Here is a 15,876-nt window from a genome sequence, read left to right as displayed (position 1 = left end):
GGAACTCCCGGATCAAATGAAAACACGGCCCCGCCGGCGGTCGGCGGAGCCAAAATCAGCGAAAAATCAATGGCCTTCGCTGGCGTTGAACATCGATTTGGCGTAGATCAGGCCCAGGCCATAGCCGCCGCCGTGCGCCACGGCAGTCGCCACCGTTTCATTGTAAGTCTCGCCGCGGGCCCAGTCGCGCTGCAGTTCCAGCAAGTATTGCACGGACGTCATCGGCTGCGCACCCGCCTGTATCATGCGCTGCATGGCCATCGCATGGGCTTCGTCGGAGACGTCGCCGCTGGCGTCGGCGATCACGTACACTTCAAAACCCTGCTCCAGCGCCGACAGCGCAGGGCCCACGATGCAGACGGACGTCCACAGGCCGGCCAGCACGATCTTGCCCTTGCCGTAGCCATTCACCTTGTCGGCGATGCGCGCATCTTCCCAGGTATTCATGCTGGTGCGGTCGATCGGCGCCTGATCCGGGAAGACGGACTGGATCTCGTCGAAGATCGGGCCGGAGAACGATTTGGCGGCCACCGTCGTCAAAATCGTCGGCACCTTGAATTGCGCCGCCGCCTTGGCCACCAGGGCTGCATTGTTGCGCAGCAGGGCCAGGTCGATGGAGCGGGTGGCGAACGCCATCTGCGACTGGTGGTCGATCATGATCAGGGTATGATCGTTCGGGGTCAGCAGTTTTTGTGCGGCTTGGGCGGTGGCGATAGGCATGATGTTTTCCTTAGTGAAAATAATTGAATATAAAAAAAGAGATGTCGTTATACGGTGCTGCTGCTCCTGCCCTTGCGTCACGCTGTGTGTGCCGGGCCAGTGCTATGCAGTATGGACGAGATACTTTGAAAACAAAAACGGAAAGAATGCCAAGCTATGTGCAATTTTTTCGATAATGAAAAATGGCCGCGACAGCAGCCTGTCCTCTAGGAGAAAACATGGGATTTGAATTCAGGATCACGGCCAGCCTGACGCCAGAGCAGCGCCAGCACATCGCGCAGCTGCTGGCGGCACTGCCGCAGGCGCCCGGCGCCATGCCCGACACGGACGCCAGGCTGACGGAGGCTGGCCTGTATATCTGCCAACACCTGCGCCCGGACCCGTGGCACGGCTTGGCCGCCGTGCGCGCCTGGCTCGATGCGCAGGGCGTACGCTATGCCGTCGACGAGATCGACGACTGAATAAAACCTACAAGGAGCCTTCGAGCATGACGCGCAAAGTGTTGTAGCTGCCCGTATCGACCGTGCGCAGCAGGCTGCCGCCACCATCCGCATACAGGCTGCGCGTGCGCTCAAGCTGGCGCAGCAGATTGGCGCCCGACACGCGCAGGCGCAGCTGGTCGCTGAAAGTCCACAACGCGTACAGATCCAGTTCACGCCGGACGCCCTGCCAGACCAGCAACTGGCTTGACTCGCGCGACCGTCCACCGCCCTGGTAATGCAGATTGCCGCCCAGGGTCAAGGGCTGACCGGCCAGCCGGTAATCGGCGCCCAGGTTGGCGCTCCACGGCAGCTGGCCATCGAGGCGGTTGTCCGGGCCGGCGACGGCGTCCAGCGTCGACCAGTTGCGCGCCACGTTCGCCCGCAGGTCCAGCGCGGGGGCGCCTGCCCACAGCGCCGCCAACGGCAGCTTCGCTTCCAGTTCGATCCCGCGCACCTGCGCCCTGCCCTGATTGACGGGCGTGGCCACCCAGCGCCCCTTGTCCTGATACAGCCGATCCAGCATCACGTCGCCGATGCGCCGCAGCGAAGCGCTGGCGCCCAGCATGGCGCCTTCCCCAAGATAGTATTCGTAGGCCGCATCGAGGCCCCACGCCAGTTCCGGGCGCAGTGCCGGGTTGCCCTGGTTGTCGGGGTTCACGGGGCTATTGCCGTTGTCGTTGAGGTAGGGGCGCGGGATCAGCTGGAAAATCTGCGGCGCCTTGTAGGTGCGCGTGACGGCCAAGCGCACCTGATCCTTGCCGGCAAGCTTCCACAGGCTTTGCAGCACAGGGCTCCATACTTGGGCGCGCACGTCGACGCGGCGCTCCGCGCCACCATTGGCGCTGGCCGTGCGCAAGGCTTCCCAGCGCAGTCCAAGATACAGCGACCAGCGCGCGGAGATATCCCATTCATCCTGCGCGAACAAGGCCAGGCGCCGTACCGTGGCCGCATAGTCTTCGTCCGGCAGCACGGGTGGCCCGCCCGGTGACAGCAGGCGTTCGCGGCGGAACTCCGTGCGCCGCCGGTTGCCCGCATCCCAGCCCGCCGCCAGCGCATGCCCCTGGCCCAGAGTCCGGCGGTAGGTACCGCTGGTCTGCACGCCCACATCGTCCACGCCCGCATCGACCCGGCGCACATTCGCCGGCCCGGGCGCGGCGCTGACGCCCTGGAACAGATAGTCGCTGCCACGGTGGTTGGCATCGAGGCCCAGTTTCATGTCGAGGCTGGCTCCTTGCCCCAGCTTGCGCAGCCAGTGCAGATCGCTGCGCACGGTGCCGCTGTCCTGGCTGAACGCGGCGTCGTTGTCCGGATAGTCGGTATGGCCGCCCAGGTAAGCCGTTTCCACAACCTGGCGGCGGCTGGCCAGGCGGCGCAAGCTGACCAGGCTTTGCCAGGCCAGGCTGTCTTCGCCCGCCAGCGCCCATTGCAAACGGGGCGCCAGTTCGAACGTATCGCTGGTTACGCGCTCGGTCAGCGGCATATGGCGCACCACCGCGGGCCTGCCATCGGCATCGTATGCGCGGTTCCACTCGTCGAGCAAGCCCCGGCGTCCCGTGTGCGCGAGCGTGCCGGCCAGCGCATACGACAGGCGGCCGTCCTTGTCCGACCACTGCACGGTGGCGCTGCCGGCGGGCATGCCGTGGCTACTGGATGCCCCCAGCTTGAAGGTGCGTTCGCGCCGCCTGCCCGATTTTTTCAGCACGATGTTAATGGAACCGGCGATCGACTGGGCGGAAAATTGCGCCGTGGCGGCACGCATGATTTCCACGCGTTCGACCAGTTCCGGGTCCAGAGAGTCGAGCGAAAAACCGGGCGGCACGGGCACGCCGTCGAGCATGATCAGGGTATAACCGTGGCTCAGTCCGCGCAGCTGGATTTGCCCGCCAGCCGTACCCGAAGCCGTACCGCCGATGGAAATGCCGGGCAGGCGCTTCAGGGCGTCGGACAGGGTACGGTCACCCTGGCGTATCAATTCTTCGTGTCCGACGACGATGGCGGCGACGGTATCGTTGCGGCGCTGTTCCACTTTACCGGCATTGACCGTCACGGAAGGGAGGGCCTCTTCGGCGCGGACGTGCGCCGTCAACGGCAGCGCAAGGCTGCACAATAAAATACTCAATCGCATGGGAAATCCTGAAAGGTCTGTGGTGGTGTCGGCTTGCGCGTTCCCGCGCTCAGCCGACCTGCGGCCGGATCACGTTAATAGCCGAATTGTTCCTTGCGCATGCGCAGGGCGCGCGCGGTGGCGTTGGCGTCCAGGCCGGCCAGCCACTGCCTCGGATCCTGCAAGCGCCCGTCGCGGGTGACCTCGAAATGCAGATGCGGCCCCGTCGCCAGACCGGTGGCGCCCACGGTGCCGATGGCCTGCCCTGCCGTGACGGCCATGCCGGTCGTGAGCGTAACCCGGTCGAGATGGGCATACAGCGACTCGACGCCAGCGCCATGGTGGATGCGCACGGCCTTGCCAAGGCGCGCATCTTCGCTGACGCTGACGATGCCGTCGGCCGCCGCATGCACGGGCGTACCGCGCCTGGCGCCCAGATCGATACCGCTATGGCCATGCGGTGTCATCTGGCGCACGACGCCAAAGAAGCCGGTCACGCGCATGGTGTCCAGGGGATTGCGCCAGAGAGCTGGCGCCGTCGCCGGCGCAGCGAGCATGCTTGCCGGCGCGGCTGCCACGGCCCACGCCAGTGCCGGCTGCAGCGCCAGGCTGGCCGCGCCGATCACGCACAGCAGCAGCGCCGTCAGCACCCGCAAGGCCGGAGATGGGCGCCCCTGGCCGTCACGCATGCGCAGCAGGCGCTCGGCCATGCTGCCGCCACCAAAGGCCAGCCCAGGCAGCGGTTGTGCCTGCAGGCCCAGTTGCTTGACCAGCGCCGCCGCATATTGCTGGCGCTGGCGCGGGAGGCAGCCAGCGAGTACCTGGCGGTCGCAACCGAGCTCTTGCGCCCAAGCCAGCTGGCCGGCCAGCCAGCGCGCGGCAGGATTGAACCACAGCAGCGCCTGCAGCACGGTGGCCAGCAGCAGGAGCACGGGGTCGCACCGGCGCGCATGGGTCAGCTCATGGGCGATCACCAGTTGCTGCTGTTCCGGGGTAAATTGCGCCAGGTGCGCCGGCAACAGCAGACGCGGCCGCCACACGCCCACCAGCATCGGCGAGATCGGCGCCTCCACCTCCAGCACATCCATGCCATGCAGCCGACGGCGCCGCGCAAGCCGCAACAAGGTGCGCAACATGGCGTGGCCACGCTGCCAGCGCCAGGCGGTCCAAGCGACGCCCAGCAGATAGATCAGGCCCCAGGCGGACGGCACCAGCACCAGCCAGGAAGCGGCGGATGGCAGCCCGGCGGCTGGCGCAACCATGACCATCGGCACGCCGGGCGCCGCGCTGGCCAGGGAAACGGGCACGCTCAGTTCGGGCACCACGCTCAGCTGCCGCGTGTCGGGCAGCAGCGGCAGCACAAACACGGCGACCAGCACGAGCTGAGCACCCAGCCACACGCTGCGCTGCGCCGCCAGCGCGGGCCAGCGCCGTTGCGCCAGACTCAGCAAAGCCCACAGCAGCGGACCGGTCACGAGACAGGCGACGCTGGCCTGCAACAGCGTGAGGGAAAACAGCAGCATCGCTTATTCCTTTCCCTCGAGCGGCCAGTCCTGCAGCAGTTGCTCCAGCGCCGCCAGTTCCTGCTGATCCACCAGTTTGCTGCCCGTAAACATACTGACCGGCAAGGGACTGTCGATTTCCATCACGCGCCGGCCAAAGTCGTGGGCGAACGCGGCCAGGGTGGCCACCTTGTCCACGTTCGCTTCATACACGAGCACGCCATGCACGCTGCGCTGCTGCAGCATGCCCTTGTCCAGCATGCGCTCGACCGTCTTGCGCGTGGACGAAAATGACCATCCCAGCTCGTCTTCCACCCTGGCATGCAATTCACGCGCGGACAGCGGATGGTCTTTCCACAAGGCTTTCAATAACGACAGTTCGGTGACGGAGGGCGTGCTCATGTTGCATCCTTTAGTGACTATTGACACAATTATGCGACAACAGTCACACGCACGCAAGCACTATTTGCGACAGCTGTCACATGCGCTAAAACGCCTCCCGCGCTTCTTCCGTTCAGGCACGCCCTGCCCAGGTGGCCGAGAAAGGCCGCCTTGCCCGTGATCACGTCGCCGCTGCCCAGTTTCCATATCGTATAGCTCAGGCTTTCCAAGACGGCAGCGTGCCTTGGCCTCGCTTTTCTTTACTTGCGACATTGCAAACCTGAAACAAAACAGGCGCATTTTTGCCAGGCTGTTATACTTCGCGTGTGCGGCACATATGACCAGTCCCCTTGCCGCTGTCTTTCGACCCCTAATCTGATTGCCTGCGACTGGCGCCTCACGATGGCGACAGGCCGATCTCACAATAAAGTTACCATGTCCTTTTCCTCCCTCGGATTGTCCGACGCTATCGTACGTGCCGTTACCGAACACGGCTACACCGTGCCAACCCCGATCCAGTCGCAGGCGATTCCCGCCGTGCTGGCTGGCGGCGACTTGCTGGCCGGCGCACAAACCGGTACCGGCAAGACGGCCGGCTTCACCCTGCCCGTGCTGCACCGCCTGTCGACCGACGCCAATGGCACGGCCATCACCAGCAACACCTCGACACGCCCTATCCGCGCCCTGATCCTGGCCCCGACGCGCGAACTCGCCGCGCAGGTCGAGGAAAGCGTGCGCGCCTACAGCAAGTATACGAAATTGAACTCGGCCGTGATCTTCGGCGGCGTCGGCATCAACCCGCAAATCAAGCAGCTCAAGCATGGTGTCGACATCCTCGTCGCCACGCCGGGCCGTTTGCTGGACCACATGGGCCAGGGCACGGTTGACCTGTCGAAAGTGGAAATCCTGATCCTCGACGAAGCCGACCGCATGCTGGACATGGGTTTCATCCGCGACATCAAGAAAGTGCTGGCCGTACTGCCGCCAAAACGCCAGAACCTGCTGTTCTCGGCCACGTTCTCGGAAGAGATCAAGGCCCTGGCCGACGGTTTGCTGAACAAGCCAGCCATGATCGAAGTGGCGCGCCGCAATTCGACAGTGGAAGTGATCAAGCAAAAGATCCATCCGGTCGACCGCGACAAGAAGCACCCGATGCTGTCCTACCTGATCAAGTCGAACAACTGGACGCAAGTGCTGGTCTTTACGCGCACCAAGCATGGCGCCAATAAACTGGTCGAACAACTGGGCGCGGACGGCATCGGCGCCCTGGCCATCCACGGCAACAAGAGCCAGTCGGCGCGCACGCGCGCGCTGTCCGAGTTCAAGGATGGTACCCTGCAAGTGCTGGTCGCCACCGACATCGCCGCGCGCGGTATCGACATCGACCAGTTGCCGCACGTCGTCAACTACGACTTGCCGAACATTCCGGAAGACTATGTGCACCGTATCGGCCGCACGGGCCGTGCCGGCGCCAAGGGCGAAGCCGTGTCGCTGGTCTGCGTGGATGAGCACGAAATGTTGAAAGACATCGAAAAGCTGATCAAGCAAACCCTGCCGCGCGAAGTCATCCCGGGCTTCGAGCCCGACCTGAACGCCCGCGCCCAGCCTGTGCAATTGCGCAGCGGCACCGGTGGCCACCGCAACAACAGCCGAGCGCCAGCGGGCGCCGTCGTGCGCGTGAAAACCGGCGGCAGCGGCGCCAAGCCACGCAGCGCCGGCCCATCGGGCGGCGGTGGCGGCGGCAACCGTTCGGGCAATGCGCCGCGTTCGGCAGCTAATCACCGCTCCGGCGGCCGCGGCCGCTAAAACGCAGCCTTAAAGCTACTGCGCGGGGCGCTATTGCGTTTGCGTTGCTCGCCGTACTCCTGTACGGCTGCGCTACTCGACGCAATATCACTCCCGCTCGCTACGCTTTCAGGCGGCGTTTGTCTTTATCAAAAGACGATAAAAACCGTTCCAGAACTCGTTTCTGGAACGGTTTTTTCATGCCCGCCACCAATTGCCGATTTGGGCTAGGATAGTGTCCATTGCCCTCACCTGCGTGCCGCCATGCCGAACTTCGCTGCCAACCTCAGCATGATGTTTACCGAACTGCCCTTCCTTGACCGCTTTGCCGCCGCCAGGGAAGCGGGCTTCGATGCCGTCGAATTCCTGTTTCCCTATGCCGTCGAGGCGCGGCAGATTGCCATGCTGCTGGAGCGCCACCATCTGCAGCTGGCCCTCTTCAACTTCCCGCCCGGCGACTGGGAACGCGGCGAGCGGGGCATTGCCTGCGACCCGCGCCGGGGCGAGGAATTCCGCAGCAACGTGCAGCTGGCGCTTAACTATGCGCTGGCGCTCGGGGCGAAACAGCTGCACTGCATGTCCGGCATCGTGCCGCCCGGCATGAGCCTGGAGCGGGCGCGGCAAAGCCTGATCGGCAACCTGCAATTTGCCGCCGACGCCTGCCGTCCGCATAGCATCAATGTGCTGATCGAGCCGATCAACCACCACGACATGCCCGGTTACTTTCTGAACCATAGCCAGCAGGCGGCCGACATCATCGCCGACTGCCAGCGCAGCAATATCTTCCTGCAGTACGACATTTATCACATGCAGCGCATGGAGGGTGAGCTGAGCAACACCATCCGCGCCATGCTGCCCCTGATCCGCCACATCCAGATCGCCGACACGCCGGGCCGCCACGAACCGGGTACAGGCGAAATCAATTACCGCCACGTGTTCAAGCTGCTGGACCAGGTCGGCTACGCAGGCTGGGTCGGCTGCGAATACCGTCCCGCCAGCGACACCGTTGCCGGACTGGGCTGGCGCGAGCAATTGACGGGCGCCTGATCGCAGCCTGCTTGCGCCCGCACAAGGCGGGTAGCGCATGCCGGCACGACAATACCTTTCCATACAGTATTTCCTGTCGAGAGGTGACGTGTTTGCCCTGCCCGCCCGCCATCGCCGCGCCCTTTATCTTTGCATCCACCTCTGCCTGGCTGCCGTGCTGTGCGGCTGCGCCGCCGCGCGCCCCGAGCTGGCGCAAGTGCGCGCCCTGGCGGCCGGCACCGATGCCTTGACCGCTTTCAGCGAACTGTCGCAGCGCCACGTCGACAGCTACCAGCGCGCCCGCCCCTATCTGTCGCCGGCCGAAGACGCGCGCGAACGCCTGCTCGATGCGCAGCGCCGCGCCGCGCAGGCGGACGCCGCACGCCTGGCGCAAGCCGTGCGCCTGTACCTGCAGGCGCTGGGCCGACTGGCCGATGCCGACGCGTATGACGTGCGGCCGGAACTGGCCGGCGCCGGCGCCGCCATCCGCGCCTGGCCGGACAGCGGCATCGACGACCGCCATGTCAGCGCCTATACCCAGTTGCTGCAGCAACTGTCGCGCCTGAGCAGCGCGGCCAGCCAGCAGGCGCACCTGGCGCAAGTGCTGCACGATGGCGACGCGCCGCTGCAAGCCTTGCTGGCCGCGCTCGACAGCTTGCTGGCGCTGTACGACAAAAGCGGCGACAACGAGCGCGACATGGTGCTCGGCCTGCTCGACGTGGAAATCGCGTATGCGGACACGCCGCAGCAGCGCCTGCTGGCCGTGCTGGCGAAAAACATGCAGCAAAACAAAACCGAGGAATACCGCCTGGCTGGCTTGCGCCATACCCTGGCGCGCCGGCAACTGGCGGCACTGGGGCGCGAACACGCCCAGCTCGCCGCCGCCCTCACCACCACCACGGAGGCACAATGGACGGATCGGTAGGCAGGAGCAGCAACAGCGAACGCCGCGAAGCGGCTCTCAGCAGCGCCATGCGCGTCGAGCAATTGGCCGACAGTCTGTCGCAGGCGGCCGTCACCCTGCACGGCGCCGTCATGCGCGCCATCCGCAAGCGCGCCAGCCAGGGCGCCGACGGCATCAGCCACAGCCAGGCGCAAGCCGTCTTCGCCCTGGAAGTGGCCTTGCGCCAGCAAGCCAACCAGCTGTATGCCGATGCCGCCGGGCACACGGTGGCAGGGCTGGAGACGGCGCAGCGCCAGCTCAGCGGCCTGCTCGACACGGTGCGCCTGCGCATCGCCCGCAACGACGACGTACGGCACTGGATCAGCCTGGCGACGAGCTTGTTGCACCTGGGCAGCGCCGTGCTCGCCGGCAATCCGGAGCGCATCCTCAGCACACTGGGCAAGGTGCGTGAGCGCCTGCAAGAGATGGCCCCGGAGTGATTGAAATCGGCCGGTGAGCGCCTATACTGGGACCTCCCCCGCGTGGCAATCGTGCCTGCGGGAAGATGACCAGAGGAGACCAAGATGCGTATCGAACCGTATTTGCAATTCAGTGGAAACTGCGCGCAAGCGCTCGAATACTACCGCCAGCACCTGCATGGCACCGACCTATGTCTGATGCCATTCCGGGGCACCCCGGGCCAGGAGCAAGTCAAGGAAGACTGGTATGACAAGATCATGCACGGCTCCGTGCAGCTGGGCCCCACCATGCTGATGGGCTCGGATGGCGGCTGCACCGAGGATGGCGCCAAGGGCATGCACGGCAGCTCGATCTGCCTGACCGTCGATACGCCGGAAGAGGCGGAACGGGCCTTCGACGCGCTGGCGCGTGACGGCACTATCCAGATGCCCATGGAAGAAACGTTCTGGGCCAAGCGCTTCGGCATGCTGAAAGACCAGTTCGGCGTTGCCTGGATGGTCAACTGCCTGAAAGAGCCAGCATAGAACGGCCACTGCCAGCCTGCGCCGCGTCAAACGCGGCGCGGGTGGTAGCGCAAGCAGAGCCGCCAATCTTGGACTACCATGATGGAAGTAACCTCTACCGGGTGATGGCCATGAATGGATTGCCGCAAGACCAGTTGCAGCGCCTGCAGGGCGTGCTGGAGCAACGCAAGCTGGCGTTGCTGGAACAGATCGAGAACGAAGCGGCCGAAGCGGACGCGCGCGCCTCCTTGCTCAATGAAATCGAAGCCTCGCCGGCCGACAACGCCAGCGTGCGCACCTTGAACGCCCTCGTCAGCGAAGCGGCCGAACACAAGCTGGCGCAGCTGGCCATCATCAAGCACGCGCTGGCCAAGTTTGCCGATGGCAGCTACGGCCTGTGCGACAACTGCGGCGAAGCCATCGGCCTGTCGCGCCTGAACGCCCGCCCGGAAGCACGGCTGTGCATCGATTGCCAGACGCGGCTGGAAAAAGCCCGGCGCCCAATACCATGACGGCAGCATGACTGCGCAACAACAAAGGGCAAGGCATCGCTGCCCTGCCCTTGTTTTCCAGCGTAACTGCCATTGCCTGCCGTCCTCCGCCAGCGTCTGCGCGCCGGCTGGGTGGACGGGTCTCCTCTACTGCCATTGCCTCTGTGCAAGCTGTACGCTTGCTTAACTCATATGCTGTCCGCCATTGATGGCGATGTTCGCGCCCGTGACAAACGCGGCCTCGTCCGACGCCAGGTAAGCGACCAGGGCCGCCACTTCGTCCGGCTCGCCCAGGCGGCCCAGGGGAATTTGCGGCAGGATCTTCGTTTCCAGTATCTCGGCCGGCACCGCCGTCACCATCTGCGTGCGCAGGTAGCCGGGCGAGACCGTATTGACGGTGATGCCATGGCGCGCCACTTCCAGCGCCAGCGCCTTGCTGAAACCATGCACGCCCGCCTTGGCGGCTGCGTAGTTGCACTGGCCAAACGCGCCCTTCTGGGCATTGACGGACGAGATATTGATGATGCGGCCCCATTTATGTTCGAGCATCGGCTCGAGCACCTGCTTGCTCATGTTGAACAGGCTGTCGAGATTGGTGCGCATGACCTCGGACCAGTGCGGCAATTCCATCTTGCGCATGCTCTGGTCGCGCGTGATGCCGGCGTTGTTGACCAGCACGTCGATGCGGCCGAATTGCGCCAGCACGCTGGCCACGGCCTCGCTGCAGGCAGCGAAATCCGTCACGTCGATGGCCAGCGGATGGAAATAATACTGCTGCGCCTGCTGCTCGTCGAGCCAGCTTGCCACCCGCGCATTGTCCGGCGTATGCGCGGCCACGACGGCAAAGCCCGCCCCATGCAGGCGGCGGCACAAGGCCGTGCCCAGGCCGCCCATGCCGCCCGTGACCAGCGCTACCTTTTGTTCCTTCATGACTGTCTCTCCCCGCTTGTTATGGTTGTTCTGCGTGGCATCAAGTGTAGGAGCAGTTTTTATTGCCAGCCTTGCGCCAGATCAATTGCTCAGCCTGATGCAGTCGTGCGCGGCCGGCACCCCGGACTGTGCCAGAATGGCCGCTACTGCACAGCGAGAGGACAGGCCATGACGTACAAGACCGTATTGCTCCACATCGACGACAGCGCCGGGCGCGCCGCCCGCATCGAAGCGGCGGCCAGCATCGCCCAAGCTTGCGGCGGCCACCTGACGGGCGTGGCGCTGACGGGCGTGTCGCGCCTGCTGTACCAGAACCAGCCCGACCTCGATGCCGACCCGAACCTGAGTTTGCATCTGAACTTCCTGCGCGACCGGGCCACGCGCGCCCTCGACGGTTTTGAAGCGCAGGTGCGCGCGGCCGGCGTCGCCTCGTTCGAACAGCGCGTGCTCGACGACGAGGCGGCGGGCGGCATCAGCCTGCTGGCCCGCTATGCGGACCTGGTCGTCATCAGCCAATACAATGCCAAGGATAAATCGCCGTCCGTGATGCGCGACTTTCCCGCCTATGTGCTGCTGCATTCGGGCCGTCCCGTGCTGATCGTGCCGTATGCGCCGCCGCTGCCCCTGCTGGCGCCGCCTGCGGCCGCGCGCAATGTACTCATTTCCTGGAACGCCAGCAAGGAAGCGAGCCGCGCCGTGAGCGCCGCCCTGCCCCTGCTGCAGCGCGCCGGCCAAGTCCACGTGGCCATCTTCGACGCCCAAGTGCATGCCGCCGAGCACGGCGAACAGCCAGGCGCGGAACTGACGCAATACCTGGCGCGCCACGGCGTGGAAGCGCGGCTGCATCTGCTCGATGGCGGTGGCGTGCGGCGCGGCGATATCGGCGAAGCGCTGCTGTCGCAGGCGGCCGACCTGTCGGCCGACTTGCTGGTGATGGGGGCGTATGGCCATTCGCGCCTGCGCGAAACCATCCTCGGTGGCGTCACGCGCACGATTCTGCAAAGCATGACGATCCCCGTGCTGATGGCGCACTAGGGCGTATTGAAAGCGGCGGGCTAGCCGCCCTGCCAGGGCTGGCTGCGGATCTTCGCCACCTGGCGCTGCGCCAGCCACTGCCACAGTTGCAGCGCGTCGTCCTGCGGCAGGGCCGACATGTGGCGCGGACTGGCCAGGGCGATTTCGCAATCGCGGTCCGACCATTCCTCGAAAGTGACTTCGCCTCCGCTAGCGACCTCGACCTGATACATCAAGCCATCGTCGTAACCAAAACGCAACAGGACGGCGGCCGGGCTGCCATCCTGCGCCACGGCGCCGCCGCGGTAAACCTCGGCCAGCGCATCGGCCAGCTGTGCCGGCGAGGGCGCGCAGATGTCGCGCCCATCGGCCCGTGTCAGAATGAACCATGCCTGTGTCATGACGCGACCTCCTATTCATACCCGTTAGCATGCGAGGCAAGTACTACAGGCAGTCACCTTGGTCCAGTGTCACTTCGGGCGCGCGGAAACTATCCCTGTCGGCATTGTTTACCAATAATTACGAATACTAACAAGGATCATACCTAAATTTCATGCGGCGCGGAATTTATGCCTGTTGCGCCACCGATGCCCTGGTTCACGCCACCAGCACGGGCATGCTGAGCGGGTCGAAATCCAGCCAGTCGCCATTGGCGATCGTGCCTTCCGCTTCCTCGATATGCTCGGCGCCGAGCCGGTGCAAGGTCTCGAGCGCCCGTTCGCGCTCCTCAAGGCCGCTCAGCGCCACGGCGATCAGCATGCCCGGATGGCGTGGCTGGCGGCGGTTTTCGCCATTTTCCTCGGCCTCGCCCGCGTCCTTCATTTTATTGAAACTGTAGAGCGAGCCCACGTGGGCACCCACGAGCGCTCCCACCACCGGGCCCAGCGGCCCCGTCGCCAGCGTGGTGGCCGCGCCGATGCCCGCACCGACGGCGGCCCCGACAGCCACGCCTTCGGCAACGCCCTCCGGCGTCTCCTTGGCACCGGGCGAGATATCGCGGTCGCCGCCAAGCGCGTGCAGATCATGCTGGCCCGGCTGGTTGACAAAGAAGGCGCTGATGCGGCTGTCGGGAAAGCCCGCCTGATTCAGGGCCGCGCGCGCGGCGTCGATCTGCTCCTGCAACTGAAAATGACCTGCGATGATGCGTGACATGGTACGGCCCTCCTGGTCGGCTGCTGGCGCACCGTGCGCCGCTACGATAGGGTGCGCCGGACGGCGCCAGGATACCGTTCGCTTGCACACACAGTTACGCACACAGCCAGTCAATCATGCGGCTGCGCCGAACGGGCTGCGGATATCGGACAGGAATTGTTGTGCGCGCAAAGCCCATTAGGTGTTCTAAGGCGCCAGCGCCTTCGTCTCGCCACCGAGGCGGATGATCGCCGCTTTTGCGCCCACGGCGCCCGGATAGCGGGGGTCGAGCTGCAGCGCTTGCCGATATGCCTCGACGGCCTGCGGGCGCAAGCCTTGCTCCACATAAAACTCGGCCAGGCTGTCCTGCAGATTCGCGTCGCGCGGATGCAGGCTGACGGCCGCCTGCAGCACGGCCATGCCTTGCGCCACGGCGCCGCTGCCTTTCAAGCGGTAGACTTCCAGGTTCAGCGCCGCCGGGCTGGCCGCACCGAGCGGATCGCGCTCCAGCGCCAGGCGCAGGGCGGCGAGGGCCGCTTCCGTCTTGCCGGCGCTCAGCAGGGTCAAGCCTTGCAGCGCATGTGCGCGGTCGCTGAGCGGATACAGTTCCACGGCCAGGCGGCTGGCCGCCAGCGCCGCCTCCACCTCGCCGCGCGCGGCCGACGCTTGCGCCAGTTCCTGCAGCTCGGGCACGAAATCGGGATAGGCGCGCTGGCCACGGAAGGCCGTGCGCAGCTGGCCATCGCGTGCGGCGATGGAAGCGGGCGCGGCCGGCCAGGCGATGGCGGCCGTGCGGTCCCAGCTGCCAGCCAGGGCCACGATGGCTTGCTCGAAAACGGGATCGAAGCGGGGCAAGGCGCCGGCCTTTGTGCCTTGCGACAACAGGACATAGTCGCGCGCAAACGCCAGCGCGCCGCCGCGCGCGTATTGATTCAGGTCGACACCGGCCTCGCGCAACTGCCTGGCCATGCTGGCACCGGCCGTGAGAAATACGCGGCCGCCTGCGGGATGGCGGGCCGCGTCGATGTAAGCGCGCGCCGCCCTGGCATCGGGCGCCAGCGCTTGCCGGTTAATTTGCGTAAATGCCTCGCGCGTGGCGGCCACATCGGCATACGGTTGATCCGTGCGCTCGGCATACGCCCTGCCCTCCTCGAACATGCCTTGCGCCACCTGATACGCGCGCTGCGCGCCCGCATCGGCGATATACGTGTTCAGCTGCCACGGTTCGCCCGTGACGACTTCGAACAGGCGCTGCACGAACGCCTCGGGATTGACGCGCTCGAGATTGGCGGCGACGGCAATGGTGAGCTTGCGCGAGGGGAAGCTGTACAGATAGGTGACGGTTTCCGGCTGCTGGCCGCTGTGGGCAATCGCATAGCGCCCGCCCGTCGGGACGACTTCCCAGCCCATGCCATAGTCCGTCAAGCGGCCGGCGCGCGTGGCCATCGGCTGCACCATGGCGGCCACGCTGGCCGCCGACAGTATCTTGCCTTCATGCACGCCCCTGCCGAACGCCAGCATGTCGGGCACGCTGGCGCGCGTGCCGCCGGCGGAAAAGCGGCTGCTGATGTCGACGAATTCCGCATTTTTCCATTCCTTGCCGGCCAGCCGGTAGCCGCGCACGCGATGGGCAATCACGGTGTCCGGGTCATCCATCACGATGGTGTCCATGCCCAGCGGCTCCCACACGTGGCGACGCATGTAGCCGCCATAGCTTTCGCCCGAGGCACCCTCGATGACGGCGCCCAGCAAATTGTAGCCATAGCTGGTGTAGCGGAAGCGCGTGCCCGGTTCGGCGATCAGGTCGAACCGCTCGAAGACGGCGATGGACTGGCGCGTATCCTTGTGCTCCTTGAAGTGCTTTTCCGCCTTGCTGTTACGGTAGGCGTCGATGCCGCCCAGGTGGCCCAGCAACTGGCGCACCGTCACGGGAAACGGTTTGACGGGGAAATACGGCACATACGTTTGCACGGGCGCATCCAGGTCGATCTTGCCCTGCTCCACCAGTTGCAGGATGGCCACCGCCGTCATGGGCTTGGTGACGGACGCGAGCCGGTAGCTGGACCGGGCCGTGGCCGGCACGCGGTTTTCCAGGTCCGCATAGCCATAGCCTTTGACCCATTCCACGTCGCCCTGGCTGAACCCGACGGTCACGCCCGGGATGCGTGCCTTGTCCATGCGCTGAGCGACCCAGCCGTCGAAATCGGCCAGGCGCGCGGCCAGAGCAGGAGCGGGAACAGAAGCGGGAGCGGAAGCGGCTTGCGCCGCGCCGCAGAACAGCGCCAGCGCGCCGGCGAAACAAGTCTTGCTTTGCATAGTCATGATTCCATGGTGAGGGCCGTGTCCACAGCACGGCGCTGATGCATGGTAAGTGTCTTTTACACACTGCTGGCGAGCCGTGCACGAAATGCACGTGGCCGGCACGAACAGCACCGGCAATGATG

16 protein-coding genes are annotated in these 15,876 nt (G+C 65.3%); 8 read left to right on the top strand and 8 right to left on the bottom strand.

Annotated elements, in window-relative coordinates; genetic code table 11:
* Nucleotides 1-66: 66 nt before the first annotated feature.
* Nucleotides 67-720, bottom strand: a complete 654-nt coding sequence (locus MRBLMS1_RS10610) for a hydrolase (protein ID WP_485879385.1) — start codon at nucleotides 718-720, stop codon at nucleotides 67-69.
* Nucleotides 721-938: 218 nt separating this feature from the next.
* Here MRBLMS1_RS10610 and MRBLMS1_RS10605 point away from each other — a divergent pair, with 218 nt between their 5' ends.
* Nucleotides 939-1,181: a hypothetical protein gene (locus MRBLMS1_RS10605; RefSeq protein ID WP_485879384.1), complete on the top strand. Its 243-nt coding sequence runs from the start codon at nucleotides 939-941 to the stop codon at nucleotides 1,179-1,181.
* A gap of 7 nt (nucleotides 1,182-1,188) precedes the next feature.
* Here MRBLMS1_RS10605 and MRBLMS1_RS10600 read toward each other — a convergent pair whose 3' ends face one another.
* The 3 genes from MRBLMS1_RS10600 to MRBLMS1_RS10590 form a co-directional block, all read right to left on the bottom strand.
* Entirely contained in the window at nucleotides 1,189-3,327 is a 2,139-nt protein-coding gene (locus MRBLMS1_RS10600; protein WP_485879383.1) for a TonB-dependent receptor plug domain-containing protein, read from the bottom strand.
* Nucleotides 3,328-3,401: 74 nt separating this feature from the next.
* Nucleotides 3,402-4,829: a peptidoglycan DD-metalloendopeptidase family protein gene (locus MRBLMS1_RS10595; RefSeq protein WP_485879382.1), complete on the bottom strand. Its 1,428-nt coding sequence runs from the start codon at nucleotides 4,827-4,829 to the stop codon at nucleotides 3,402-3,404.
* Between the two features lie 3 nt (nucleotides 4,830-4,832).
* Complete coding sequence (locus tag MRBLMS1_RS10590) at nucleotides 4,833-5,210, bottom strand: BlaI/MecI/CopY family transcriptional regulator (RefSeq protein WP_485879381.1); 378 nt, start codon at nucleotides 5,208-5,210, stop codon at nucleotides 4,833-4,835.
* Between the two features lie 414 nt (nucleotides 5,211-5,624).
* On the opposite strand from MRBLMS1_RS10590, the gene MRBLMS1_RS10585 reads away from it, so the two are divergent.
* From MRBLMS1_RS10585 to MRBLMS1_RS10560, 6 genes are all read left to right on the top strand, one after another.
* Nucleotides 5,625-6,995, top strand: a complete 1,371-nt coding sequence (locus tag MRBLMS1_RS10585) for a DEAD/DEAH box helicase (RefSeq protein ID WP_485879380.1) — start codon at nucleotides 5,625-5,627, stop codon at nucleotides 6,993-6,995.
* Between the two features lie 243 nt (nucleotides 6,996-7,238).
* The gene (otnI, locus tag MRBLMS1_RS10580; protein ID WP_485879379.1) at nucleotides 7,239-8,021 is read left to right on the top strand and encodes a 2-oxo-tetronate isomerase; all 783 of its coding nucleotides are present in this window, start codon (nucleotides 7,239-7,241) and stop codon (nucleotides 8,019-8,021) included.
* Between the two features lie 37 nt (nucleotides 8,022-8,058).
* Nucleotides 8,059-8,925 carry a hypothetical protein gene (locus MRBLMS1_RS10575; protein WP_485879378.1) on the top strand — a complete coding sequence of 289 codons (867 nt, stop codon included), beginning with the start codon at nucleotides 8,059-8,061 and terminating at the stop codon, nucleotides 8,923-8,925.
* Nucleotides 8,910-9,383 carry a hypothetical protein gene (locus MRBLMS1_RS10570; protein WP_051992001.1) on the top strand — a complete coding sequence of 158 codons (474 nt, stop codon included), beginning with the start codon at nucleotides 8,910-8,912 and terminating at the stop codon, nucleotides 9,381-9,383. The genes MRBLMS1_RS10575 and MRBLMS1_RS10570 overlap by 16 nt, the downstream gene beginning before the upstream one ends.
* 84 nt (nucleotides 9,384-9,467) lie before the next feature.
* Nucleotides 9,468-9,887: a VOC family protein gene (locus MRBLMS1_RS10565; protein WP_485879377.1), complete on the top strand. Its 420-nt coding sequence runs from the start codon at nucleotides 9,468-9,470 to the stop codon at nucleotides 9,885-9,887.
* 110 nt (nucleotides 9,888-9,997) lie between these two features.
* Entirely contained in the window at nucleotides 9,998-10,378 is a 381-nt protein-coding gene (locus MRBLMS1_RS10560) for a TraR/DksA family transcriptional regulator (RefSeq protein ID WP_485879376.1), read from the top strand.
* A gap of 162 nt (nucleotides 10,379-10,540) precedes the next feature.
* Here the strand turns inward: MRBLMS1_RS10560 and phbB are convergent, their stop codons facing one another.
* Complete coding sequence (gene phbB / locus MRBLMS1_RS10555; RefSeq protein ID WP_485879375.1) at nucleotides 10,541-11,287, bottom strand: acetoacetyl-CoA reductase; 747 nt, start codon at nucleotides 11,285-11,287, stop codon at nucleotides 10,541-10,543.
* Nucleotides 11,288-11,455: 168 nt separating this feature from the next.
* Here phbB and MRBLMS1_RS10550 point away from each other — a divergent pair, with 168 nt between their 5' ends.
* Entirely contained in the window at nucleotides 11,456-12,322 is an 867-nt protein-coding gene (locus tag MRBLMS1_RS10550) for a universal stress protein (RefSeq protein ID WP_034758861.1), read from the top strand.
* Between the two features lie 20 nt (nucleotides 12,323-12,342).
* Here MRBLMS1_RS10550 and MRBLMS1_RS10545 read toward each other — a convergent pair whose 3' ends face one another.
* The 3 genes from MRBLMS1_RS10545 to MRBLMS1_RS10535 form a co-directional block, all read right to left on the bottom strand.
* Nucleotides 12,343-12,702, bottom strand: coding sequence for a hypothetical protein (locus MRBLMS1_RS10545; RefSeq protein ID WP_034758862.1), 360 nt, complete (start codon nucleotides 12,700-12,702; stop codon nucleotides 12,343-12,345).
* A 196-nt stretch (nucleotides 12,703-12,898) separates the two neighbouring features.
* Complete coding sequence (locus MRBLMS1_RS10540) at nucleotides 12,899-13,453, bottom strand: glycine zipper domain-containing protein (protein ID WP_485879374.1); 555 nt, start codon at nucleotides 13,451-13,453, stop codon at nucleotides 12,899-12,901.
* 186 nt (nucleotides 13,454-13,639) lie between these two features.
* The gene (locus tag MRBLMS1_RS10535; protein WP_485879373.1) at nucleotides 13,640-15,748 is read right to left on the bottom strand and encodes a serine hydrolase domain-containing protein; all 2,109 of its coding nucleotides are present in this window, start codon (nucleotides 15,746-15,748) and stop codon (nucleotides 13,640-13,642) included.
* Nucleotides 15,749-15,876 lie beyond the last annotated feature (128 nt).

It is taken from the genome of Massilia sp. LMS1-1-1.1, from assembly GCF_040815535.1.
Taxonomy (GTDB): Bacteria; Pseudomonadota; Gammaproteobacteria; order Burkholderiales; family Burkholderiaceae_D; genus Janthinobacterium; species Janthinobacterium aestuarii.
This window is presented reverse-complemented; position numbering and strand designations above follow the sequence as displayed.